The organism is Streptomyces swartbergensis (genome assembly GCF_002148965.1).
Taxonomy (GTDB): Bacteria; Actinomycetota; Actinomycetes; order Streptomycetales; family Streptomycetaceae; genus Streptomyces; species Streptomyces swartbergensis.
The window spans coordinates 1-24201 of the sequence record NZ_NGFN01000017.1 but is presented as its reverse complement, the minus strand read 5'-3'; the positions used below and the strand labels follow the sequence as shown (position 1 = coordinate 24201).

Sequence of the window (24201 nt, the reverse complement as noted above, 5' to 3'; positions counted from 1 at the left end):
CCGACAGGTCGGCCGGACGACCGACCGGGCCGGCCTGGCACACCGCGCGAGGGATGATGCGGATGGAATGACGGAACGTGAGGTCAGGAGCTAAGTCGGCCGGCCTTGTCGTAGACGTGGTTTCGTTCGGTGGTGTCCCCTGCGGTGCCGTTGTGGTGGACGATCTGCCCGTGCGTGGAGTAGTCCACGCACGGGCAGCAGGATCGTTCCGTCCGAGTCACGGGTATAGAGGCGGGCGGTGTCCTCGCCGACCTCGTTGAAACTGAGGTTCAGGGTTTACTGGTCGGTCTCTCGCCCAGAGCCACCACAGCAGCAGCATCATCACCGCGGCGAACACCGCGTTGACCGCAGCAGGCCGTACCTGCGAGATCTCCAGCAGCACGCGGACCCGCCACCAGGGCACGGTCCGGACGTCGGGCCCCTTGTGCTCAAGACGTCCGTCCGTGCCGGGACGGCTGAAATGTCGGGCGGCTTCGGCCAGCGCCGCGTACGACAGGTCCAGATGCTGCGCTTGGTCTGCCGACGGCTCGAGCACGGGGAGCTGTGGCTGGAGTGGCGTCGGTCTGTCCAACAGCCCGTGCCGGACGGCGGCCTCCGCGTCGCGGCGACGCACCTGGTCGGATCGCGTGGGGAGCACCCGGACCAGATACTTCCCGCCCGGTGGCGCGATGACCCCACCGGTTCGGGGGTCTTCGGCCCACCACAGCACTCCTCGGGGTTCGGGGTTGGCCAGGTGGTACCGCGGCGCCACGGTGCGCACGGACAGCGCGATCAAAGTTCCTTCCGCTGGATGGCGCAGCACCACCCGTGGCGGCCCCTGGCTCGGCGGGATGGCGACAGCACTGCAAGCCATCCATGCATGCGTGGCCACGGCAAGCCCGATACGGCGGGAGTTGACGAGCGCGGCCACCCCGACGGCGCCGGCGACGGGACCGCAGCCGACACAGAACACAGCGAGTGCGCGGAGCCGGCCGATGCCGGCCTCGTCCGCGCCCGGTCCGACGGCCAGCCCGACGACCACGGCCGTGATCCCGGTACCTAGCCAGCACCAGGCCCGTCGACGGTGGTCGGCGACTGCGCGCGTTGTCGAGGGAAGGGCGAGAGCGGTCGTCATGTACGTGCCGGGGTGTGTGTCAGACATGCGGGCACCGTCTCTTCACTACGTCTCCTGGTTCGGAGATGTCGCGCCGGGCGTGCTCGGGAGGGCTTCGGTGCGGAACCGCGCGAGGAGCCGGCAGCCGGTGAATGGACCGGTTGCCAGGACCGGCAGTGCCGTCTGCCCAAATCCCCCAGGGCGGGGCCCGGCGGCTCGATGCCGCGCGGGCCCTTGTGCAGGCTGCCTGCTCTCAGCCGATCTGGATCTTTCCGTTGGCCTCGGCGGCGGCCGGTGTGGTCGAGGGCTGGACGTCACCGTTGCGCTGGGTGATGCTCTTCAGCAGCTCGGCGAGATCGACTCCCGTGGTCGAGCTGAGGAGTTCGACGCCCTGGGCCACGTTGTCGGCGACGGTGCGGGACAGCTGGCTCGCGCCGTCGGTGGAGATGACCGTCATCTTGTCCACCGCGCTGAGCGGCTCGGACGCCTTCGCGACCACCTGCGGCAGCACCTCGACGAGCATCTGCAGCACGGCCGCATCGCCGTACTGGGCGAAGGAGTCGGCCTTCTTCCGCATCGCCTCGGCCTCGGCCGCACCCTTCGCGCCGATCGCCGCCGCCTCGGCCTCGCCCTCCAGCCGCACCGCCTCGGCGATCGCCGCACGCCGGGACCGCTCGGCCTCGCCCTGCTTGAGACCCTCGATCGCGTGCGCCTCGGCCAGCGCGCTGCGCTGCTGCTTCTCGCCCTCACCCGTGAGCCGGGACCGCTCGGCCTCCGCCTGCGCGGCGGCGATGGCGGCCAGCCGCTCCGCCTCGGCCTGCTTCACGCGGGCCACGCGCTTGGCCTCCGCCTCCTGCTCGGCGGCGTACCGCTGGGCGTCGGCGGGCTTGCGGACCTGGGTGTCGAGCTGGCGGTCAGTCAGTTCGGCCTGCCGCTCGGCGACCTTCTCCTGCTGGGCGAGGATCTCCTGCTGACGTGCGGCCTCCGCGAGCGGGCCGGCGGCCGCCGCCCGGGCCGCGGCCTCGTCGGTCTCGGCCTTGATCTCGGCCTGCTTGAGGTAGAAGGTCCGCTGCGCGATCGCGATCTCCTCCTCGGCCTTCAGCCGCGCCTGCTCGGCGGCCCGCCGGGCGACCGCCTCGGCGATGTCGGCTTCCTGCTTGGCGCGGGCGGCCTCGGGCCGGCCGAGGTCCTCCAGGTAGGAGCCTTCGGTGGTGATGTCCTGGATCTGGAAGGCGTCCAGCACCAGGCCCTGCCCGGACAGGCTCGCCTCCGCCTCCTCCGCCACCTGTCCGGCGAACGCGGCCCGGTCCCGGATGATGTCCTCCACCGACATCCGGCCCACAATGGCGCGCAGCGCCCCGGAGAGCACCTCCTGGGTGAAGCCGACGATGCCGTCCTGCTGCATCAGGAACCGCTGGGCGGCGGCGCGGATGGCGTCCTCGGCGCCGCCGACCTTGACGATGGCGACGCCCTCCAGGTTGGCCTTCACCCCGCGCAGGGTGACAGCGCCGCGCACCGCCACGGGGATGTGCCGCGAGGACAGGTCGAGGGTGAACCTCTGCTGCACGAACGGCACGACGAACACGCCGCCGCCGACCACGACCTTCTGGCCGCTGTTGTCGGTGAACACCCGCCCGGTCTCCGGATCGGTGGACTTCTTGCCGCGCCGCCCGGTGACGATGAACGCCTCGCTGGGGCCAGCGACCTTGTACCGGCTGACGACGACCAGCGCGAGCAGCACGAGGAGTACGACGACTCCTCCCACCGCGATGGCAACAGAACTCATGGTGATGTCCCCTCAGCCCTCCCTGAGGACGGCATTCGGTAAAGGATGTGTGGATGAGAACGGCACCTCGGCCAGGTGCTGGAAATGGAGGACCGTTTCGCCGGGTCAGCGTTCGACCGGGCGTACGGACACCGCCGACTGCGACAGCGCCTGCTCGACCCAGACGTCGGCTCCCCGGGCCACGGCCACCGGGCTCTTGGCCGCGAACTTCCTCGGCTGCCCGGCCACGTGCACCAGCACCTCGCCGTAGCCCTCGGCGGGGATCGCGGTCACCACCGAGCCGGATGCGCCGATCAAGTCGGCGTCACGCGGAGCGGCGCCGGAGGAGTCATGCATCAGAGCCCGGCTGAGCCGGTAGGCGAACCAGCCGGTGAGGACACCGGCCGGCACCCCGATCACCGTGGCTCCCACCGGGCCCAGTCCGGTTGCCCCCATGACGATCGCCCCCGAGAAACCGAGCATGGACAAGAACCCGGCGATCACCGGCAGCGACAGCAGCCCGTCGAGCAGGCCGTCCGCAACGGCGACTCCGTCGAGCAGTCCTTCGAGTACGCCGTCAAGGACGAACGACAGGGCAAGGAGGACGACCCCCGCTATGCCGAGCCCCAGAAACCAGGCCATCCGCGCACACCGCCTCTCCTTGCCCTTCCCCCGTTGTCGCAGGCATCGTCACACGCGGACAACGGGCGAGACATTGCCTGATTCCGGCAATCTTTACGCGGCTTTAATGCCGCACCCCGAACAGTCGGACGGTCGGCGGGCGAGGCCTTGCCGACGCTCTGTGTCACCGCGTCAGGAACCTGTACGGTTCCCAGCGGTGTGCCGGGAAGTCTGGTCGGCGATCTTGACGGAAGAAGGCGGAGAAGCTTCGCCGAACGGGGGTCCCGACGTGGTGCTCATGACGGTCTTCAGAGTCGTCCTTGGTGCGGTACGCGCCCCTGGGCGGCCTCTCCTCCGCCCGAGCCGGGGGTGCCGTACGTCATGATCACGTCGTGCCTTCAGCCCGCTCCTGGCGTGCCGCGTCCGGGGCACATGATCGTGTGTGGGGACGACGCGCTCGCCGAGCGGCTGGCCGCCGAGCTCGCCACGGTGTGCCGGGAGCGGGTCACTCTGGTCGTACCGCCCTCGCGGCGGCGGCCCGGCGCCACCACCGGAAGGGCGCGCACCGCCGCGCTGCTCGGCCGGATACAGGCCGCCATGAACCGCACGGAGGACTCGACCGATTCGGGCGCGACCGGCACAGCCCGCATCGTCGAGACCGTCGTCCTCGACGAAGCCGCCCTGGCCGAGATGGGCGTGCGCGAGGCCGCCGCGCTGGCGCTCGTGCATGACGACGACGAGACCAACATCCACGCCGCGCCGGCCGCCCGCCGTCTCAACCCCCGGCTGCGCCTGGTCATCCGGCTCTACGACCGCAAGTTCGGCCAGCATCTGGAGGAACTCCTCGACCAGGCCGCCGCCCTCGCCGTCCCCGGCCTGGACCCCGAGGCTCTGGACACCTCCACCACCGTTGGCCGTCACCAGTCACGACACCACCAACCTCGAATCCGCCCTGTGCGCACGCTCCGTCAAACCGGACCTGCGGGTGGCCCTGCGCCTGTGCGACGACGCCTTCGCCACCGCCGTCTACCGCACCCTGCGCACCGCCCACCCGCGCGCCCTCACCCGCAGCCCGCAGTGTCTCCACTCTCGCGGCCCCCGCCTTCGCCGGGGCCATGATGGGCCGCCAGATCCTCGGGGCCATACCCGTCGAACGCCGCGTACTCCTCTTCGCCGCCCTCGGTGTCGCCGGGCACCCGTAGTTGGAAGGCCGCACCATCGCCGAGTCGTTCCGTCCAGGCAAGTGGCGTGTTCTGGCGCTGGACACGGCCGAACCGGGCGAGCGGCTGCCGGACCTCGCCGCCACACCGGCGCACCGCGGCGCCGACCGCCCCGGCGGACTCGTATGGGACCTGCACCCCGGCTATGTCCTTCGGCCCGAAGACCGCGTGGTACTCGCCGCGACGCGCCAGGGCCTGGCCGAACTCCTCGGCCGGCAGTCACGGCTGGGGGCGCGAACCACTGAGGTCTGGTGCTCCAGTCTGGGTTGCGCTCTTGTGTCGGGCCCGGCTGGGAACGGGTGTGCCCACCGCGTGATCATCAGGGGTTGTGTGACTCCTGAAGTTAGCGCAGACCGTGCCCGTTTGAAGTTAGCGCAGACCCTGCCCGTCGTGGTGATGGTGCGGATCGCGGGGCGGTCAGGCGAGTTGAGCTCCGGGTCTCAGCCCGTGCCTGGGCCGAGGCAAGCAACAGAGCCGGATCGAGGCTTGACCACATACGAAAATGATGGCGCGTCGGATGGCACCGGCCACCTGCTCGTGTAGGGGACGGTTGTCCGCAGTGTTCAGCCTCAGCAGCATGGTGCTGAAGACGATGGCACTGAAGGTTCGAAGCGGCTGCCCTGCTGGAACTGGGTTCCGGCGGCGGTCCGCGAGCCGACGACGGCGGACGTCTTCGGTGAGCAGGCAGCCGCAGGTGCCGTTGACGGCGCCCGCCAACTCGACTCGCCAAGTGCGACGGCAGCCCGGGCATAGACCGGTAGCACCGTGTCGGCACCGGTGAGCGACATAATCTGCCGCATCCTCGGCGGCGCACCGGCCAGCACCAGGAATCCCCCTCCGCGAGCCGTCTGCTTGCTCAACCGCAGCAGTTCGTTGAGCCCCGATGAGTCGAGGAAGTCCACACGAGCTCCAGCACCAGACGCCGACCGGGCGGATCAAGCAGTCCGTCGGCAGAAATCGGGGCCGGTGAGGTAGTCCATCGTCCCGTTCACCGCGGCGATCACACAGTCTGGCCTGGACCTGCTGCTTCCTCGGTCGTCACGGACGCCACCGCAGACGCCATGCACACACCTACGGGAACCCCAACCACTCCGTACTCCCGCGCTCGCCGAGGCCGTCGGGGTGTTGACGGCCCCGTCGCCGTCAAGGCGCCCGGCTGCGGGGGAGTCGCCTGCCGACGTCGGCCTGGGCTTCTGGCTTGCTGCTGCCCTGGGGTTACGGGCCCTCCGTTCCGCGAAGTGTGTGGCGCTGGACGATCCGGGAGATGTCGTGCGCGGTGATGATGCCGGCCAGGTGCTGCCCGTCGGTGACGAGGATGGGAAGGCCGCGGCCTGGGGAGAGCTTTTCGAGCACCTCTGCCAGCAGGTCGTCGGGGGCGCAGGTGGTACACCGTGTCCAAGGGGTCGCCACGTCACGCACGCGCAGGGTCTCCCGCTGCGGGGCGGGGACCCTCGCGAGGTGCGGGAGGTGGAGCAGGCCGCTGGGGCGTCCTTCGAAGTCGATCAGAGCCAGGGTGGAGTGGCGGGTCCGCACAGCCACGTCATCGACGCAGCGTCGTACGGTCAGCCAGTCCTGGCAGGTCTCCACCGGACTCGACATGGCATCGGCCGCCCGCAACCCGCGCAGGGCGGGGGCCAGCCTTGCGCTCCGGTGTTCCGCGCTGGCGACGACCATGACGAAGAAGCCGATGACCGCCAGCCACAGGCCGCTCAGGGCGCCGCGCAGGACCGCGATCCACCCGACGCCGATGAGCAGGACGCCGAGGACCTGCCCGCCGCGTGCGGCCGCTCGCTCGGCGCGGTCCTGGTCTCCCGTACGCCACCACGTCAGCGCCTGCACCACCCGCCCTCCATCCAGTGGGGCGGCCGGCAGCAGATTGAACACGGCCAGGACGAGGTTCACCCAGCCGAGCCAGAGCAGGACGGCTGCGGGCACGGACCAGCCGGACAACGTGTCCAGCCCGATGCCCGCCGCGAGCGCCACCGCACCGACGACCAGACTGGTGAACGGCCCGCTGACGGCGATCAGGAAGGCCGCGCCGGCCGTGCGTGGCTTGCCCATCTGCGTCATTCCACCCAAGGCCCACAGGGTGATGCTCTGGACCTGGATGCCCTTCCTGCGGGCCGTCACCGCGTGGGCCGCCTCGTGAGCCAGCAGGCTCACAAGGAGGAGCAGGGCCCCGGCCAGGCCGGCGACCGTGTAGGTGGCGCCTGGCTGGTCCGGAATCCTCGCCGGGAGGGTCTGACTGCCCAGGCTGTATCCGAAGAGCATCACGAGCAGGGGCACGGTCCAGTGGATGCGCAGCGACACCCCGAGAACACGTCCCATTCGTACCGAGCTTTTCATCGCCATCTCCTGAGGACCGGGGCAGGTGTCCCTGCGGCGAACCCGACCCGCCGGGGTGCCCGCGGGAACGGATCGGCACAGAGTCCGCCCACTGCCAGTCTCGCTCCGCGAGCGCAGGTGACGAGGAAGACGACGCATGCGACGTTCCTGGCCATGGGTGGATGACCCGTCGTGTGCTTCATGAGTCGGCAGATCTGCCGCCGTTGTGACCGTGTCGGTCCGGATCTTGAGTCCGCGGCTCCGTGGTCGGCCGCGGTGAAGTCGAGTCGGCCTGTTGGTAGATGTCGGGGATGCCGTCGGCGTTCTCGTCGCGGTTCTCCTCCGCGTACAGCCGCCGGTACTTGTTGTTCCGCAGTCTGAGCAGCACGCAGGCCAGCAGCGCGGAGGCCAGGGAGCCGAGAAGGACGGCGGCCTTGATGTGCTCCAGGTCTGCGGGATCCGGATAGGTGAGTTCGCCGATCAGCAGCGAGACGGTGAAGCCGATGCCCGCCAGCGTGGCCACTGCGAACACGTCCGCCCAGGCGAGCGCCGGGTTGAGCCTGGCCCGGGTGAAGCGGACGGCGATATAGGAGCCGCCGAAGACGCCCACAACCTTGCCGGCGGCCAGGCCGAGCGCCACGCCCAGCGGCTCGGGTTCGCTGACCACAGCCCCGAGCGTGTCGCCGGAGACGCTGACGCCGGCCGAGAACAGCGCGAAGAGGGGGACGGCCACTCCAGCGGAGACGGGGCGGACGAGGTGCGCGATCTGCTCGGCTGGACGCCGGCCTCTCTCACCGTCCTTCGCCACCCGCAGCAGCAGTCCCATGGCGACTCCGGCCACGGTGGCATGGATGCCGCTGGCGTACGTCAGGCCCCAGATCACCACGGCGAGCGGCAGATACCAGTACCAGCCGTGCACACGCCGCCGGTCGTGCAGATGGAAGAACAACCCCAGCCCGAGTACGGCGCCGATGAGCGCCGGAAGGTGGATGGTCGAGGTGTAGACGAGGGCGATGACGACGACGGCCCCCAGGTCGTCGACCACCGCCAGCGTCAGCAGGAAGGCACGCAGCGCCGAGGGCAGATGGGTGCCGATCACCGCGAGCACACCCAGGGCGAAGGCGATGTCGGTGGCCATGGGGACGGCCCAGCCGTTCCACGTTCCGCCCATGCTCGTGGTGACAAGCCCATAGACCAAGGCCGGTACCGCCATGCCGCAGAACGCCGCGATCACCGGCAGCACCGCCGTTCCCGGGTGACGCAGCTCGCCGACCACCAGCTCACGCTTGAGTTCCGCGCCGGCGACGAAGAAGAAGATGGCCAGCAGCCCGTCGGCCGTCCAGTGGGCCAGGGAGAGCTCCAGGCCCAGCGCCTCGATGCCGAAGTGGAAGTCCCGTATGGACTCGTACGCGCTGCTCAACGGGGTGTTGGCCCACACCAGCGCCACGGCAGCCGCAACGAGCAGCACCATGCCGCCGACCGTCTCGGTGCGCAGGGCGTCCGCCACGAACGTCCGCTCGGGCAGCGGGAGACGGCCGAGGAAGGTGCGGTTCCTGCGGCTGCGTCCGGGCATGTGGCCGACCTTTCGATGACCGGGAGCGGTCTCCCGGGCACGGTGAACCGGTGCGCCGCCTCACGTCTGGAGGAGCTGGTGCAGCAGGTGGGCTGCCGTGACGACGCCGAGGAGGCGGTCCGGGCCGCCGGCGCCCCGGTCGGCAACCGCGCCGAGGGGACTCCGGGTGTGGCCCATCAGTTCCGCGATCTCCAGGGCCGGGCAGTCGGGAGCGGCCTTGGGCGACGGCGCGAGATCATGTGCGCGCATGAGGCTCCCCTCTCGGAAGGCCGGTGGATGGTCGGTGACGCCCGGCCGGCGTTGGCTTGGTGCCCGCCCGGGGCCGGGTGCCCCTGCCCTGGATATGGACGGACACGACCGGCGCACGGCTGTTCGGCGGTCCGTGGTTGTCGTCGGTCGAGGGCGATCTGCTGAAGACCGCCATGAGGGTCAGGCCCAGCACCAGCACGAGGGCGAACGCCACGATGGCCTTCCAGCGCCAGTCAAGCCGTTTCCCGTCGTCGTTCCGGCTGCCGGTCTCCTCCTTCGGATCGGGGAACTGGTGGTTGAGCGCGTCCAGCAGCGCGGCCAGCTCGGGATCGTCCCGGGCCAGGCGCCGCTCGATCTCGGCGAGGATGCGCCGGTCGTCCATCGAGGGGTTCATACCGATCACCTGTGCGCGTCCTGTGGGCCGACCGTGACGCGGCGGCCGTCCCGCTCGGTGAGCAGGGCATCCCGGGACGGCGCCACGAGATCGACGACGTCGATCCGCACCGCCTCCCGGTCGGACACTGCCCTGCCGTCGCGGACCATGTTTCGCATGGCTCTCACGGGGCGTTTTACTCACGGATTACCCGTGCGGATCAGCGGGACCCCTGCCGAGCCTGCACAAACACGGCCGTCTCGACCCGGCGCACTTTGCCGTCCTTCGGCAAAATGGGGCCATGGCGGCGGGAAAGCGTTCCCAAGATCCGGTTGCGGTGGCTCCGGCTGCCGGAGTCGCCGCGCCGCATGCCGCGACCGTGCCTGAGAACAGACCTACGGCGGCGGCCTGGGACCGGCACCTGAAGCAGCTCGCCAGCACCTGCCTCGACAGGCGGCGACTGCCTGATGAGGACCTTGAGGGGCTGCGGCAGCTCGCCGCCACAGCGGCCGGCCGCGGAACGGCCCTGCGGTTCCTGGTCGCCGAGTATCTGACCTCGGTCTGCCGTGTGTGGACAGACCTCTCGGGCGCCGGCCCGGCCTTGGAGCCCGACGATCTCAGAGAGGTCGGCTCGTCTCTGATCAGGGCGATCGGTGAGGCGACGGTGGCTCTGACGGAGGGCTACGAAACCGCCCATCGCGCGGCCATCCGAGGCGAAGAGGCGATGCGACGCGAGTTCGTCGACGACCTCCTCGACGGCCGGACAGGTCTGGGCCGGCTTGCCGAGCGGGCCGAACGATTCGAGCTACGGCTGGTGGGGCCGCACAGCGTGGCCGTCGCCCGGGCGGGCAAGCCCTTCCGTGCGGGCGACGACACCTCGCGCTATGTCGAAGAGGCACTGGCCGCCCGGTTCAGCACCCAGGACGTACTCATCACCACCAAGGACAGCCTGCTCGTGTGTGTATCGCCCGGCGCGGTACCGGAGGTCACGGACTTCTTCGCCGGCGCGGTGCGCCATGCCGTCGACGCACGGTGCAGGATCGCCGTCAGCCGCCCCCGGCCTGGCCCCAGCGGCATCGTCCGTTCCTACCAGGAGGCACGCAGCACCCTCGACCTCGCCACCCAGCTCGGTCTGACCGCGTCGTGCGTGCACGCCTCGGACCTGCTGGTGTTCCAGGTCCTCGGCAGGGACCGCGCCGCCATCACCGACCTGGTGGCCACCGTCCTGGGCGGCCTCGAAGGCGCAACGTGGCGGGCCGAGGACACTCCTGGAAACCCTCACCGCGTTCTTCGCCTGCGGCTGCCTGAACACCACCACGGCCCGCCGACTCGGGGTGAGCGTGCGCACCGTCACCTATCGGCTCGGGCGCATCCGGCACCTCACCGGCCACGACCCCACCGATCCCGACCAGCGGTACATCCTGCAGACCGCCGCCCTCGGCGCCCGCCTCCTGGACTGGCCGGCCCGGCCGCTGCAGCCCTCCGAGTGATCCGGTCCGCCCCCGGTGGGTACAGAGTCACGCATGAACGAGTGGTCGCCGGCGCCACATGAGGGATACCTGCCGATCGAGGACCACGGCCTGATCGGCGACGGCCGGGGGTGCGCCCTGGTGGGCCGCGACGGCGCCATCAGCTTCATGTGCGTTCCCCGGTTCGACGCCCCGCCCCTGTTCTGCTCCCTGCTCGACCGCCACCGCGGCGGCTCGTTCCTGCTGAGACCGGACACGCTACGGCTGAGCCGCCAGCACTACATCGAGGACACCGGCGTCCTCGTGACAGAACTGCGTGCGGACACCGGAGTCGTCGAGATCACCGATGCGTTCCTCCTGCAACCAGGGGCGCGGTTGGAGGTGGACGCCCCCGTCGGCACAGGAGAGCTGGTCCGGCACGCGCGCGTCACACAGGGCTCTGTCGATCTGGCAGTGGCGGTACAGCCGCGGGGTGAGACCCACGTCGAGCGTCAGGCCGCGGGCTGGCACCTGACGTGTCCCCGGCAAGCCCTGAAGCTGCGCCTGACCGCCTCGCGGCCACTGCCCGGTCCCCGGTGCACCCTGTCCCTGAACCAGGGCGAGGACGTCTGGTTCCGAATGCGCTGGAGTGAACGACGGGGCGCCAACTCGGGACGATCAGTTTCCCAGTGCGTCGACGACACCGTACGGGCGTGGCGCCGCTGGTCGGCTTTCGTAGTGGACGACACTCCCCGCACTGACCTGGTGCGCCGCTCGGTCATCACCCTGAAGCTTCTCGACTACGTCGAAAACGGCGCCATCGTCGCCGCCCCGACGTCCTCCCTGCCCGAACGCATCGGAGGCGACCGGAACTGGGACTACCGCTACGCGTGGATTCGCGACGCGGCGTACACCGTCTTCGCCCTGCGCCGCATCGGCCTTCCCGACGAAGCCGGAGGCTTCCTCCACTGGGCGCTGTCCGCCGCCTGGCGGGACGGACGAATGCGCGTGCTGTACGACGTGGACGGCCGGCCACCGCCGCCGGAAGTGATCGACGAAGAACTGGAAGGCTACCGCCGCTCCGCACCCGTACGGTGGGGAAACGCCGCCGCCGAACAGCTTCAGCACGACGTCTATGGAGAACTTCTCGACTGCGCCTTCCAATGGGCAGCCACAGGCCGAACGTTGAGCGCCGGCCTGTGGCACCGACTGGCAGGCCTGGCCGAGCAGGCCCGCACCGCTTGGAGAAGACCGGATCACGGCATCTGGGAAGTACGCACCCACGGACGCCCGTTCACGTACTCGGCAGCGATGTGCCAGGTGGCGCTCGACCGCGCCGCACGACTCGCCACCCGCCTGAATCTCCCAGGCAACGCCACCACGTGGGCTGCGGAGGCCCGCCACCTCACCGGACGGATCATCCACGACGCCTGGGACGAGCACACGCACTCCTTCACAGAGCACCTCGGCGCAAGAGGCGGCCTGGACGCCTCCCTGCTCGCCCTGCCCCTCAGACGCGTCCTTCCCGCCGACCACCCCCGCATGATCGCCACCACGCAGGCGATCACCGAACGCCTCGGCGCGGGCGACGGCCTGCTGTACCGCTACCTGCCGCAGGACTCACCCGACGGACTCCAGGAGCCCGAGGGCGCCTTCCTGCTGTGCAGTTTCTGGCTTGTGGACAACCTCGCGGGCCAGGGCCGCGTCGACGAAGCTTCCGAGCTGTTCGAGCAGCTGTGCTCCTACGCCAGCACCCTCGGCCTGTTCGCCGAACAGATCGACCCCGCAGACCGCTCCTTCCTCGGCAACTTCCCCCAGGCACTCAGCCACGTCGGGCTGCTGTCCAGCGCCGTCGTCCTCGCCCGCACGCAGCGCGGCGTACGCCCGGAGCTCTCCACCCACGCGTGGTTTCGGTGAGGGCAGCGGGTCCGGGGGCCCTGGCATCGGCTCAGGCATGTGTCCGATGCACGTATCCCGGTCTCCGGATAACGGATTGATATCGCTCGCTGGCACTTTCCCTCATCACCGACGGTTATGTGATCTGCGTTACTAAAGGTCTCGCAAAGTCCGTGGTAGAACAACGCAACTCCGCAGGTGGTACTACTCCTCGCCGCACTGCGGAGTGGTCGGCATGCACCGGCAACATGCTCAGGGCGATCACGGTCCGCATCCGTGGGCCGCGTTCCCAAGGCCGGCGTTCAGCCGTCGGCGTCCACTCCCACCAACCGCACATCAACCGGCAGCACTCACCCCGTGCTCCGGTCCTGCGCCATCGAGGTAGCCACCGTGTCACTCGACTCCGTCACCCAGTCCGTCGACCAAGCCGTCAGCGGGTTCTTCGAACCCATAGCCACGTGGCTCGGGGAAGTCGTCTTCTACTCCGTTTCCGTCGGCGGAGCGGAGCTGCCGCTGATCGTGGCCTGGCTCGTCGTCGCCGGCCTGGTCTTCACCGGCTGGTTCGGATTCGTGCAGATCCGCAAGTTCAGACTCGCCGTCGACGTGGTGCGGGGAAAGTACGACGAGAAGGGCTCGGCCGGTGAGGTCAACCACTTCCAGGCGCTGACCGCCGCCGTCTCCGGCACGGTCGGCCTCGGGAACATCGCCGGTGTGGCCGTAGCCGTGTCCATCGGTGGCCCGGGCGCGACGTTCTGGATGATCCTGTGCGGCCTGCTCGGCATGGCCACCAAGTTCGTCGAGGTCACCCTCGGCGTGAAGTACCGCGAGGTGCACGCCGACGGCACCGTTTCCGGCGGCCCGATGCACTACCTGCCCAAGGGCCTCGCCGAACGCTTCGGCGCGGGCGGCAAGAAGCTCGGCAAGGTCCTCGCGGTCCTCGCCTCCTTCATGGTCCTGTTCTTCGGCCTGTTCGGCGGCAACCTCTTCCAGATCAACCAGTCCTACGCCCAGCTGGTCTCCGTCACCGGCGGCGAGGACGGCCTGATGGGCTCCTCCGCCGGCGCGCTGTTCTTCGGCATCCTCATCGCCGCGCTCGTCGGCATCGTGCTGCTCGGCGGCATCCGTTCCATCGCCACCGTGACCAGCAGGCTCGTGCCGGCCATGGCAGGCATCTACATCGCGGCCTGCCTGGTCGTCATCCTGGTGCACGTCACCGCCGTCCCGGCCGCCATCGGTACGATCATCGAAGGCGCCTTCAACCCGGAGGGTGTCGCCGGTGGTGTGCTCGGTGCGTTGATCATCGGCTTCAAGCGGGCCGCGTTCTCCAACGAGGCGGGTCTCGGATCCGCCCCGATCGCCCACTCAGCGGTGAAGACGAAGCACCCCGCCAGCGAGGGCCTCGTCGCCCTGCTGGAGCCGTTCATCGACACCGTCGTCATCTGCACGATGACCGCGCTGACCATCGTCATCGCCAACCCGGCCAGCTGGGCCGAGGCCCGCAAGGACCCCGAGTCCATCGGCGGTGTCACGATCACCTCCGACGCCTTCGAGACGGTCCTGCCCTGGTTCCCGTACATCCTCACCGTCGCGGTGCTGCTGTTCGCCATCTCCACCGTGCTGACGTGGGGTTACTACGGCCTCAAGGCCTGGACGCACCTCTTCGGCCGCAGCAGGACCAGCGAGCTGACCTACAAGGTCGTGTACACGCTGTTCGCGATCACCGGTTCGCTGCTGACGCTGCAGACCCTGATCGACATGGCCGACGCGGTGCTCTTCATGCTCGCCGTCATCAACATCATCGGCCTGTATCTCCTCGCACCGGTCGTCAAGCGCGAGCTCAACTCCTTCCTGGAGTTCGTCCGCGCCCGTAACGCGGGTGAGACCGCCGAGGGCGACGAAGACCAGGAGTCGGTGAAGACCACCGTCTGACCGTCCCCCCCGGCGGCCCGGCTCCTGAACGGGCCCGTGCACACCTTGCGCCTTGGTGAGCACGGGCCCGTTCCTCTGCCGGCTGCACCGTCTCTACCCCTTGGTGACGAGCGGTGATGCGGGTCGTCCCGGGGCCGGGGCGGCAGTCCCCGTGGGGACTTGGTCCAAGACATCGTCCGACTGCGTCGAGACCGTATCGCCGGGCCTGTTGACGCCGCTGCCGGAGCCGCTGGAGAGCTGGGACATCGCTCCCAGGACCACGACGATCGCCGTAGCCAGCCCGAGGACTCGACCGATGAGCCGGCGTCTGGCTCGGGCATCCATGTCCTGCCACGCCGGCCCCTGCCACGGGTCCTCCGGGTCATACAGCTCGCCGACACCCCGACCGTCTTCTCCCGCACCAGGCGCCAGGTCGTAGAGGCTGGATGGCTCGAGGAATCCGAGCGGCTCGCGCACATCAGCTATTACCGGCTCAGTGCGAAGTGCACCGGCGAGGACGTCGTCGTCCCTCTGCGTCGAGCAACCTGAGCGGCTCCGAGACCAGAACTCATGTACGTGAGGTCAATGAGTACCGATCCCAGGATCGGTACTCATTGACCTCACGTACATGACGGCCCGGCGCCTCCGGCAACGGGCGAGCAGTCAGACGACCCGGTCGCCCCTTCTCTGTGGACACCGAGTGCTTCGCCTGAACTCGGGGACGCGCTACGTGATCATGGCGCACTGCGGGAGAGATAGAGGCCCACCCAGTCGATGCCGTACGCGTCCTCAGTCACGATCACCTGCGCCCACCAGTTCCACTACAAGCCGCCTGCGCGACATGGCCGCCGCCGAAGAACCGGCCCTCTAACAGCGCTGTACGCCGCTGTGCGGCCCGTTCCGCCCGGCGCTCCGGGTACCCCCCGGCCCGGGGGGTGATCGCCCCACAGCAGCCCACGCAGCCAATCATGAACGGAGAGCCCCATGGGCATCGTYGSAGACGGCCTCGASCGMGCCGTMCAGMRGGCGTTCACCCGCCCCATCCCCAAGTCGGCCGGCGCGCAGATGCGCTACCTCGTCAAGCARCTSCACGGCACCCGCCCCGTGGCCGACGYCCTCGGCATCTCGCAGCGCACCGTCGAGCGGTACGTGAAGGACCAGATGCGCCGGCCTCGCGCCGACCTCGCGCAGCGCCTGGAGGACGCGGTACGCGAGCGCTGGCAGCCCCGCATCCGGGCTCAGGCCAGGAAGAAGCAGGCGGCCGCCAGCACCGGCCTGGTCATCGACACCGCGCCCGGTTCGGCTTCACCGCCGCACCCGGCAGCACCGACGACGCCCGGCTGCGCCACCTGACCATCGCCCTGCCCCCGCAGTACGCGGCCCGCCTGTTCGACGCCCAAGAGGCCGGCGCCAGCGAGCAGCGCAGCCGCCCAGGGTGGCGACGGCGCCGCTCGGGAGCAGGCGGCAGCAGCGGGGCCACCCGCTCCCACAGGTCGTCAGGAACAAGATCAGCACGCACCCCGGACACCCTGCCGACCAAGATCGTCGAGCACAAGACCCGCAGCTCGGGTCACCATGCTCATCGTCACCCGCGAGGGTGACCGCCGCTGCAAACTCCCGCCGCACCAGCGTGCTCTGATCGATCTGGTGTACCTGCGTCGGCACGACACCCTCACGCAGCTCGCCGCCGGCTTCGGTATCTCCGTCGGCACCGCCCACGCCTACACGGCCGCGGTGATCGGCCTGCTCGCCGACCGCGCGCCCGGCCTGCTGCGCACGCTGCGCGAAGCCGATCCCGACTACGTCCTGCTGGACGGCACCCTCGCCGAGTGCGACCGAGTCGGTGACAGCCGGGCCGACTACTCCCACAAGCACCACAGGCATGGCGTGCAGGTGGTGACCGACCCGGCGGGGCGGCTGCTGTGGATCTCGCCCGCACTGCCCGGCCGCACCCACGACCTGACGGCGGCCCGCACCCACCGGATCATCCGCATCTGTGAGCGCCAGGGCGTCCCCATCCTCGCCGACCGCGCCTACATGGGAGCCAGTACGTGGGTGACGACACCCCTCAGACGCCCGCCGGGCCGCGAGCTCACACCGACCCAGCAAACCGTCAACCGTGCACTGTCCGCGGCACGGGCACCGGTCGAACGCGGCGTGGCACGACTGAAGTCCTGGCGCATCTTCCGCAGATCCCGATCCAGCCCGAATCGAATGACGTCAATCGCCGCAGCCGTCCTCACCCTGGAACGGCAACGCTGAAAGAGCTCAGTAAAGCACCGCCCAGGTGGCATCAAGTATCTCCCCATTCTGGGCATCCCCTCTGAGGGCTCAGCTGCGGTGGACGAAGAGGACTCATACCGTCAGTGTGCCCTCGTCTACTCACAATGCCGCAGTCGTTGCGGTTGCCCGGCACAGCCAAGACCAACGAGGACGCTGGCCCGATGGCCGCCCGTGTGGAGGATGGCGGACGATCCTAAGTTCCGCCTCGGTGGAATCGGGAATGCAACTCGAGATGGCGGCCAGGTGGAGGCCTTGGCGGGCGATGGCAACTCCGTCGGTCGATGTGCTGCAGTCGAAGAGGCAGGCGCACCCCGTCCGCTCAACGCCCTCCCGGCTGAGCGCTGTTGGCCATGAACTGGCTGACAGTTCACTAGCAGTCGACGGCGTCCCCGGCGGCGTGGGCCACGGCGGGTGCCGCCGCGGGTGCAGCAAGCAGGGGTCGATCGTGGCGCGCACCTCTCCCGGCCCGGACCACCCCGGCGGATGCGGGGAGGAGGCCGCCTGGGCTGTCCGGGGCCGTGGCTTGGGGCCATCCCCGCGGGTGCGGGGAGCGGGTCAACCTGCGGCGCCTCGCCGCGTCGCGGTTGGGATCATCCCCGCAGGCGCGGGGAGCGGGCTCCGTCAGCGGGTTCGCGTACGCGCCGCAGCTCGCCGACCTGCCGGCCCAGAAGAGAGAGCACATCATCGTCTTTACCGGCATGGCGCGCGTCGGTGGGCTCACCGACCTGTCCTGATCGGCCCTGGGATGCACGGCAGTTGGGCCGCTGACGTCCCGCACCTGTATCAGGCACCCGCCGGAGACGTCGAGGCCCTGCTGATCGTGCGCTACCCGCAGTGAAGCGACATCGGCGCCGCTGGGCCGACAGCGGTCAGCGCCTGCTGCCGCAGGCGCGAGGAGGCTGGGTGATCTCGGCGATCGCCTCCGGCGAGGGATGGAAGTACTTCCGGGCATTCTCCGGCTTCTTGTGTCGGGACTTCGTCATCAGCATGAGCAGGCTCGCCCCGGCCGCGCCGAGGTGGGTGAGGCCGGAGTGCCGCCACTCGTGCAGGTCCCAGCCCGTTCCCGGTACACCGCCGACGGCCGTGTGCTCGTCTAGCAGGGCGCGGCGCGCCCATGATCATGCCACGAGCCCTTACTGACGGTGGTCTTCTTCTCCTGCGGCTCGGCAGCTGGCTCACGGCCACCGCAGGCCTGGTCACGGCTGCCTTTGTCTCCGGCCATGTACGCGAGCCGGGCGGTCGTGTAACTGTTTCACCTTGTTGGGCATACCGGGCCCGCTGACTGACCCGACAGGTATGCCGTCCGTTCCTCTGGGGTGAGGTCGCGGTTGACGGCGCGGCAGATTTTCTTGATCGCTTCGGAAGGTTGGGGGAGAGTCACGTCAGACAGCCGCGCGGTGTAGTCGACACTGCCGGTGGCGAGGGTGCGGCCGTCGGGGCTGAAGGCCACCGACGTCACCGTGTCGTTGTGACCGGACAGGGTGGCGACGGCCTTGCCGGCGGCTACGTCCCACAGCCGTATGGTCGGGGCGTTACTGGCGGTGGCGAGGGTGCGGCCGTCGGGGCTGAAGGCCACCGACGTCACCGCGCCATCGTGCCCGGTCAGAGTGGTGCTGGTCTTGCCGGTGGCGACGTCCCACAGCCGTACGGTCGCGTCGTCACTGGCGGTGGCGAGGGTGTGACCGTCGGGGCTGAAGGCCACCGACCGCACCCAGCTATCGTGCCCTCTCAGGGTGGCGCGGGTCTTGCCGCTGGTCATGTCCCACAGCCGCGCGGTGCCGTCGATGCTGGCGGTGGCCAGGGTGCGGCCGTCGGGGCTGAAGGCCACCGAATTCACTGTGCCAGCGTGCCCTGTCAGGGTAGTGCGGGTCTTGGCGGTGGCGACGTCCCACAACCGTACGGTCGCGTCGTTGCTGGCGGTGGCGAGGGTGCGGCCGTCGGGGCTGAAGGCCACCGACCACACCGGGCTATCGTGCCCTCTCAGGGTGGCGCGGGTCTTGCCGCTGGTCATGTCCCACAGCCGCGCGGTGCCGTCGATGCTGGCGGTGGCGAGGGTGCGGCCGTCGGGGCTGAAGGCCACCGACCACACCGCGCCATCGTGCCCGGTCAGAGTGGCGCGGGTCTTGCGGGTCGCGACGTCCCACAGCCGTACGGTCGCGTCGAAACCGCCGGTGGCGAGGGTACGGCCGTCGGGGCTGAAGGCCACAGAATCCACCTCGTGGGTGTGCCCTGACAGGGACGTGCGGGTCACACTGGTGGTCACGTTCCACATCCGTACGGTCGCGTCGACACCGCCGGTGGCGAGGGTGCGGCCGTCGGGGCTGAAGGCCACCGACCACACCGCGCCAGCGTGCCCTCTCAGGGTGGCGCGGGTCTTGCCGCTGGCGACGTCCCACAGCCGTACAGTCGCGTCGAAACCGCCGGTGGCAAGGGTACGGCCGTCAGGGCTGAAGGCCAGCGACATCACTGCGCCATCGTGCCCTTTCAGGGTGGTGCGGGTCTTGCGGGCGGCGACGTCCCACAGCCGCACGGTCCCGTCCTCGCTGGCGGTGGCGAGGGTGCGGCCGTCCGGGCTGAAGGCCACCAACCACACCGGGCTATCGTGCCCTTTCAGGGTGGTGCGGGTCTTGGCGGTGGCGACGTCCCACAGCCGTACGGTCGCGTCCTCGCTGGCGGTGGCGAGGATGCGGCCGTCGGGGCTGAAGGCCACCGACCACACCGGGCTATCGTGCCCTTTCAGGGTGGTGCGGGTCTTGCCGCTGGCGACGTCCCACAGCCGCACGGTCGCATCGAAACCGCCGGTGGCGAGGGTGCGGCCGTCGAGGCTGAAGGCAACAGAATCCACATCGTCGGTGTGCCCTTTCAGGGTGGTGCGGGTCTTGGCGGTGGCGACGTCCCACAGCCGTACGGTCGCGTCCTCGCTGGCGGTGGCGAGGGTGCGGCCGTCCGGGCTGAAGGCCACCGACCACACCGCGCCAGCGTGCCCTCTCAGGGTGGCGCGGGTCTTGCCGCTGGCGACGTCCCACAGCCGTACGGTCGCGTCGTTGCTGACGGTGGCGAGGGTGCGGCCGTCCGGGCTGAAGGCCACCAAATTCACATCGTCGGTGTGCCCGGTCAGACGGCGATGCAGGGGGAGGGCCGCAGCCGTCCGCAGGCTTTCGATGGACTCGGGAGTGTGGCTGGTGCGGTATGCCTGGACGGCCAGCAGTGAGGCGAGTTCAGGGTTTGTGCGGAAGAGCGTGTCGGATTGGGAGGCGAGCTGCCTGGACTGCGCTGCTTGCCGTTGGGCGATTGCTGTCCGCCACTGCCACAACACACCCCCCGCCGCCACAAGCGCCAGCACCAGCAACCCCCCGAGAAACCCGTTGAGCACCCGGCTCCGCCGGATCGCCGCCCGCTGGCGCTCCTTGCTTGCGGTCAGGAACTCCGTGATGTCCGAAGGCAGCCGCCGCTGCTGGGACCACTCCACGCCTTCCGCCAGTGCCGTTCCGCCGAGCAGGTCACCCGGGTCCTTCTGGTCGGCCCAGCGGTGCCGTCGCTCGCGGGTGCGGTCGAGCCACTCCTGAAATCGGTGGTCCTGGTCGACCCACGCCCGTAGCGCGCCCCAGTCGCGGATCAGCGCCTCGTGGATCAGCTCGGCCACCGGTTCGCCGGGAGGGGCGCCGGGGCGTTGCGGGGCGCGGAGCGACTGGGTGGTGATGATGCGGCGGTGGGCAAGCGCGGCGATGACGGTGTCGACGGCCGTCTTCTCGCCGTTGGGAGTGTCGTCGCTGGGGTCGGCCGCCAGATCGCGCAGTTCGTCGAGCGGCACCTGCGTGCGCACGGCCGTGATGTTGTGGCTGGGGTCGGCCGGGTGCACGAGCGAGGTCAGCGCCCGCCGGGCGATGACCTGCTGTTCGGAGGAGAGCTCGTCGAGCGCGCTGTCGCACCAGGTGGTCACGCTTCCGCTGACCCCGCCGATGCGCCGGTACGCCTCGTGGGTGAGGTATCCGTCCTTGCGCCTGTCCCACAGCTGCCGGAGTGTCATCTCCAATAGGGGCAGCACGGTGACGGGTGCTTGGCGGGTGAGGGAGGCTTCGGGTGTGGTTTCCAGGACGTCGCTGATGATCTGCTCCGGCAGCCCGGGCTGGAAGTGCAGACCCACGTCCTCGGCGGGCAGCATGATGATGTCGTGGAGGTCCTGCAGGCTGAGCGTGCCCGGCACGTTGAGTAGTCCCGGCATCGCGGCTTCCAACAGCCTGGGGGCCAGCGCGGCCAGTTGAGGATAGAAGTCGTCACGCATGATCAGGACCACGGTGATCTTCGTGTACGCGTCGGCGGCCGTCGTCACCTCGTCGATGCCCCCCAGCAGCTCCCGCAGGCGGCCGTTGGACGTCTGCATCAGGAGCTCTTCGAACTGGTCGATGACCAGCAGGACCCGCTGATACGAGGGTTCGGCCCTCAGCCTGCGGTTGACCGCCGCAACGATCCCGTCGCTCTTCGCTCCCGGCAAACCCGCCCGCTCGATCTCCGCCAGCATGTCCTGCCGAGGCCGGGTAAGCACGGGCAGCCACCGGTCGCTCCCCGGCAGTTCTCCCTCCGCCAGTGCCCGCAGCACCCCCGCCTGGATCAGCGACGACTTGCCCGACCCCGACGGCCCGAGCAGCAGCGTCAGCCCCCGTCGCTGGGCCAGGTTCGTCAGGACCTGCTGCACCGCGTCCGTTCGGCCTTCGAACCACCGCGCGTGTTCCGCGGTGAACGGCTCCAGGCCCCGGTAGGGGCACACTTCCCGCTCAGCCAGTTCCGGATGGATCTCCCGCAGCACCTGTGTCGGGGTGACGTACGCAATGCCCTGCCCGCGTTCGTACGCGTCAGGGGCGGTGATCTCGGTCAGCATGCCGATGACGAGGCCGGTGACCTCGTCCAGGACCGGCCCGCCGCTGAAGCCCGTGGTGAGGTCGTTGGCGTCGGTGAGCTGCAGGTGCGTGCGCCTGCCGGCCACGGCCGGGAGGAGGTCGCCGGTCACGCCGTAGCCGAAGTGTCCTTCGGGCGGAGCCTGGGCGGGGAAACCGAACGAGCACACGTGGTGGCCACGGCTCCCCTCCGCGGAGCCCAGCGGGAGTGGCCGCATGTCGGGTGCCGTGCGGCTGAGCCGGACGAAGGCGACGTCCTCGTCCTCGGCCGGGCGCCACAGCTCGGCCGTGACGTGTCCCTCCACCCGGCCCGCGTCGGCCACATGCGGGAAGGACAGCACGATGTCCGTCCCCGGTCCGCCGCCGGCCGCTTCAACGACATGTGCGCAGGTGACCACGACAGCCTCGGCCACGAGGAAGCCCGCTCCGGCCACCGTGCCACCCGGTCCCAGGATCCGGGCCACGGCTGCCGGCAGATCCGGAGCGATTCCGTCGGCCGGTTGCCTGTCCGCGGTCATCACTATCAGTCCCGCACGACAGGACGACCGGTATCGTCCCTGCTCCACGCCATGGTCACCTTCAGATGGCAACTGGCCTGGGTCTTGGTGATGACGGCCCCGGCCTCCAACGCGAGATCGATGCCGAACTCCACGGTGATCGCGTCGGGCCGGGCCTTGCGCAGCTGCTCAAGCGTGGCCTGCGCGGCCTGGGTGACCGGTTCCAGGGCGCCTTGCAGGGTCACCGGTATGTCATGGACGGCGTCGCCAAGGCGGCCGGCCTTCACCGGCCCGTCGAGGGCGGCCGGTGCCTCGACTAGCACGGAGCCCCCGCCCTCCAGCGGAATCCTGGTCAGAGGTGCCAAAGTGTCTCCTCCACCGGCAGGTGCGATCGACGGTCGTGCGCTTGCCCCGCCCGCTCAAGGGTCTTAGCCAGCGTCATCGACTCCGTGCGCTGATCGCATGCCGACGTGGGCTGTCCGTGTTACGCGGTCACCAGGGCGGCGCACCACTTCTGCTGGCGCGGCTCTTTGTACACCGAAATCGCTACGGCGCTCGCGTGCGCCCCCAGCACTGCCGAGTTCCTCATCTTGCGTGGGCTGTTGAGGGGCGGTGGTGCCGGGCCGCGGGGTGACCTGCCCCCAGATAATCACGGCTACAACTACCATCGCTGCCAACCGCACTCGGAGGCCAGCCACCGATCAGCCGTGTGAACAACGCTGCGGGTCAATTGCCACCTTGGCTTCATGTCAAGCAATGAGAAGCCTCGCCTCATCCCGACCGGCAAGTGCTGGTGCGGCTGCGGGAAGGACGTCGGCCTGGGCAAGTTCTTCGCCGCCGGCCACGACAAGATCGCCGAAGCAGCGCTCATGGCCCTCAAGCACCATTCCGTCCGCCACGCCGCCGTCATCCATATCCGGACTGCTCGTGGGAGAAGTGCGCACGACTGCAATTACAGCGGCGCCCCTGCCAGCATCGCCAACCACCGCAAGAAGGATCATCCCGACCGGCATGTCCTCGCCCAGGCGATTCGCACCCTCGGCGGCACCTGGGATCCGCAGCGCGCCATCAATGCTCTGGGCGACCACGGTCACACGAGCCGACCGTGACGTAGAGGGACTCTGGCTGGCCGCCGGTGGTGCCGCCTTCGGCTGTGGCGCTGAGATCGTCCAGGTCGTACGGCTTGTCGGTGCCGTTGCTGACGGTGAACGTGACGCGGAAGGGAATATGGCCCGCTTCGGGGCGGCTGTCGTACTCGCCGAACCGGGTGATCTGGCGGATGCTGTCGAGTGCATCCGCGAGGACGGATGTGCACGCGGGCCACTCCCCGCGCCTCTGGTGGCGGTAGGAGCCGGAGTGGTCGGGGCAAGTGCCGGCGCCCTGGGGGCCAGCCGTCCCACCTGGGAGCTCATCGAGAAGATCGCCTTGGCTACTGACCTTCAAGGCGGGGTGTCGTAGGGGCTGACGTCTCGTGATCCCTGCGGTATGCCGACCGCATGAGGTATGCGCAAGGGGGCGGGCTGACCGACGAACGGCGGGCCTTCGGGAGCAGTTGCGGTTGGAGGCGGCTGAGCGGTTCAGGCGGGGCGACGAGAACACGGTCATCGCCCGCGATCTGCGAGTTAGCGTCTGGTCGGTACAGCGTTGGCGCAGGGCGTGGTCGCAGGACGGGCCGAGAGCCCTGGCCTCGAAGGGCCCGGCGTCGCTGCCGCTGCTCAGCGACGAACTGTTTGCCGTGCTGGAGCGTGAGCTGGACAAGGGGCCGGTGGCACATGGGTGGCCGGAGCAGACCTGGACCCTGTCGCGGATCAGGACGCTGATCGGTCGCCGCTTCCACAAGAGGTGCACCGTGCAAGGGGTGGCCGCGCTGCTCAAGCGGCACGGCTGGAGCTGCCAGGTCCCCGCCCGGCGGGCGATCGAGCGGGACGAGAACCTGGTGGCCGGCTGGATGAAGGAGACCTGGCCCCAGGTGGAAGGACCGTGGCGGCGCTCGACGTCTGGCTCGTCTTCGAGGACGAAGCCGGATTCTCGATGACGCCGCCGACCACCCGCACCTGG

General features: G+C 69.7%; 17 protein-coding genes and 6 pseudogenes. 10 read left to right on the top strand and 13 right to left on the bottom strand.

Translation table 11 applies throughout. The features are described 5' to 3' along the window. Positions 1-217: 217 nt before the first annotated feature. The 3 genes from CA983_RS45750 to CA983_RS05085 all read right to left on the bottom strand — a co-directional run bounded on the left by CA983_RS45750 (position 218) and on the right by CA983_RS05085 (position 3500). A complete protein-coding gene (locus CA983_RS45750) occupies positions 218-1141 on the bottom strand; it encodes a hypothetical protein (protein WP_143645450.1) in 924 nt (307 codons plus the stop codon). Between the two features lie 205 nt (positions 1142-1346). Then, positions 1347-2879: an SPFH domain-containing protein gene (locus CA983_RS05090; protein WP_086599679.1), complete on the bottom strand. Its 1533-nt coding sequence runs from the start codon at positions 2877-2879 to the stop codon at positions 1347-1349. A gap of 105 nt (positions 2880-2984) precedes the next feature. Next, positions 2985-3500, bottom strand: a complete 516-nt coding sequence (locus tag CA983_RS05085) for a hypothetical protein (protein ID WP_086599678.1) — start codon at positions 3498-3500, stop codon at positions 2985-2987. Between the two features lie 360 nt (positions 3501-3860). On the opposite strand from CA983_RS05085, the pseudogene CA983_RS49390 reads away from it, so the two are divergent. Continuing rightward, positions 3861-4262: pseudogene (locus CA983_RS49390) on the top strand (potassium transporter TrkA); the annotation flags it as partial. Positions 4263-4389: 127 nt separating this feature from the next. After that, positions 4390-4924: pseudogene (locus CA983_RS49385) on the top strand (potassium transporter TrkA); the annotation flags it as partial. Between the two features lie 279 nt (positions 4925-5203). On the opposite strand, the pseudogene CA983_RS47625 reads toward CA983_RS49385, so the two are convergent. The 7 genes and pseudogenes from CA983_RS47625 to CA983_RS46120 form a co-directional block, all read right to left on the bottom strand. Next, positions 5204-5278, bottom strand: a pseudogene (locus tag CA983_RS47625) (GntR family transcriptional regulator); the annotation flags it as partial. After that, positions 5269-5601 (bottom strand): STAS domain-containing protein, encoded by a 333-nt coding sequence (locus CA983_RS49380; RefSeq protein WP_086599677.1) that lies wholly within the window; start codon positions 5599-5601, stop codon positions 5269-5271. The pseudogene CA983_RS47625 and the gene CA983_RS49380, both read right to left, overlap by 10 nt. Positions 5602-5914: 313 nt before the next feature. After that, complete coding sequence (locus CA983_RS05070; protein ID WP_086599676.1) at positions 5915-7045, bottom strand: site-2 protease family protein; 1131 nt, start codon at positions 7043-7045, stop codon at positions 5915-5917. A 178-nt stretch (positions 7046-7223) separates the two neighbouring features. Continuing rightward, positions 7224-8597, bottom strand: a complete 1374-nt coding sequence (nhaA, locus tag CA983_RS05065; RefSeq protein ID WP_086599675.1) for a Na+/H+ antiporter NhaA — start codon at positions 8595-8597, stop codon at positions 7224-7226. A gap of 60 nt (positions 8598-8657) precedes the next feature. Then, the gene (locus CA983_RS05060; protein ID WP_086599674.1) at positions 8658-8846 is read right to left on the bottom strand and encodes a CBS domain-containing protein; all 189 of its coding nucleotides are present in this window, start codon (positions 8844-8846) and stop codon (positions 8658-8660) included. Next, the gene (locus CA983_RS05055) at positions 8833-9240 is read right to left on the bottom strand and encodes a DUF3040 domain-containing protein (RefSeq protein ID WP_143645449.1); all 408 of its coding nucleotides are present in this window, start codon (positions 9238-9240) and stop codon (positions 8833-8835) included. The genes CA983_RS05060 and CA983_RS05055 overlap by 14 nt, the downstream gene beginning before the upstream one ends. A gap of 5 nt (positions 9241-9245) precedes the next feature. Next, entirely contained in the window at positions 9246-9407 is a 162-nt protein-coding gene (locus CA983_RS46120) for a Clp protease/crotonase-like domain-containing protein (protein ID WP_208636890.1), read from the bottom strand. Positions 9408-9598: 191 nt separating this feature from the next. Here CA983_RS46120 and CA983_RS49375 point away from each other — a divergent pair, with 191 nt between their 5' ends. The 6 genes and pseudogenes from CA983_RS49375 to CA983_RS05025 all read left to right on the top strand — a co-directional run bounded on the left by CA983_RS49375 (position 9599) and on the right by CA983_RS05025 (position 16733). Next, the gene (locus CA983_RS49375; RefSeq protein WP_425276418.1) at positions 9599-10771 is read left to right on the top strand and encodes a PucR family transcriptional regulator; all 1173 of its coding nucleotides are present in this window, start codon (positions 9599-9601) and stop codon (positions 10769-10771) included. Next, positions 10743-12584 carry a glycoside hydrolase family 15 protein gene (locus tag CA983_RS05045; RefSeq protein ID WP_086599672.1) on the top strand — a complete coding sequence of 614 codons (1842 nt, stop codon included), beginning with the start codon at positions 10743-10745 and terminating at the stop codon, positions 12582-12584. Before CA983_RS49375 ends, CA983_RS05045 begins: the two co-directional genes overlap by 29 nt. A 369-nt stretch (positions 12585-12953) precedes the next feature. Further along, the gene (locus tag CA983_RS05040) at positions 12954-14492 is read left to right on the top strand and encodes an alanine/glycine:cation symporter family protein (protein WP_086599694.1); all 1539 of its coding nucleotides are present in this window, start codon (positions 12954-12956) and stop codon (positions 14490-14492) included. A gap of 381 nt (positions 14493-14873) precedes the next feature. Next, positions 14874-15020 (top strand): annotated as a pseudogene (locus CA983_RS49095) (replication initiation protein, RepL2); the annotation flags it as partial. A gap of 435 nt (positions 15021-15455) precedes the next feature. Continuing rightward, positions 15456-15895 (top strand): annotated as a pseudogene (tpg, locus tag CA983_RS05030) (telomere-protecting terminal protein Tpg); the annotation flags it as partial. Between the two features lie 151 nt (positions 15896-16046). Then, positions 16047-16733 carry a transposase family protein gene (locus CA983_RS05025; protein WP_086599671.1) on the top strand — a complete coding sequence of 229 codons (687 nt, stop codon included), beginning with the start codon at positions 16047-16049 and terminating at the stop codon, positions 16731-16733. 1273 nt (positions 16734-18006) lie between these two features. Here CA983_RS05025 and CA983_RS05015 read toward each other — a convergent pair. Together CA983_RS05015 and CA983_RS05010 are read right to left on the bottom strand one after the other, a co-directional pair. Next, positions 18007-22236 carry an nSTAND1 domain-containing NTPase gene (locus CA983_RS05015; RefSeq protein WP_244206647.1) on the bottom strand — a complete coding sequence of 1410 codons (4230 nt, stop codon included), beginning with the start codon at positions 22234-22236 and terminating at the stop codon, positions 18007-18009. After that, a complete protein-coding gene (locus CA983_RS05010; protein WP_086599669.1) occupies positions 22170-22508 on the bottom strand; it encodes a CU044_2847 family protein in 339 nt (112 codons plus the stop codon). The genes CA983_RS05015 and CA983_RS05010 overlap by 67 nt, the downstream gene beginning before the upstream one ends. A gap of 381 nt (positions 22509-22889) precedes the next feature. Here CA983_RS05010 and CA983_RS45740 point away from each other — a divergent pair, with 381 nt between their 5' ends. Next, the gene (locus CA983_RS45740) at positions 22890-23252 is read left to right on the top strand and encodes a hypothetical protein (RefSeq protein WP_143645448.1); all 363 of its coding nucleotides are present in this window, start codon (positions 22890-22892) and stop codon (positions 23250-23252) included. Here the strand turns inward: CA983_RS45740 and CA983_RS05000 are convergent. Beyond that, positions 23212-23586: a hypothetical protein gene (locus CA983_RS05000; RefSeq protein ID WP_086599667.1), complete on the bottom strand. Its 375-nt coding sequence runs from the start codon at positions 23584-23586 to the stop codon at positions 23212-23214. The two genes, CA983_RS45740 and CA983_RS05000, sit on opposite strands and share 41 nt — an antisense overlap. Before the next feature lie 53 nt (positions 23587-23639). On the opposite strand from CA983_RS05000, the pseudogene CA983_RS04995 reads away from it, so the two are divergent. Then, positions 23640-24201: pseudogene (locus tag CA983_RS04995) on the top strand (winged helix-turn-helix domain-containing protein); the annotation flags it as partial.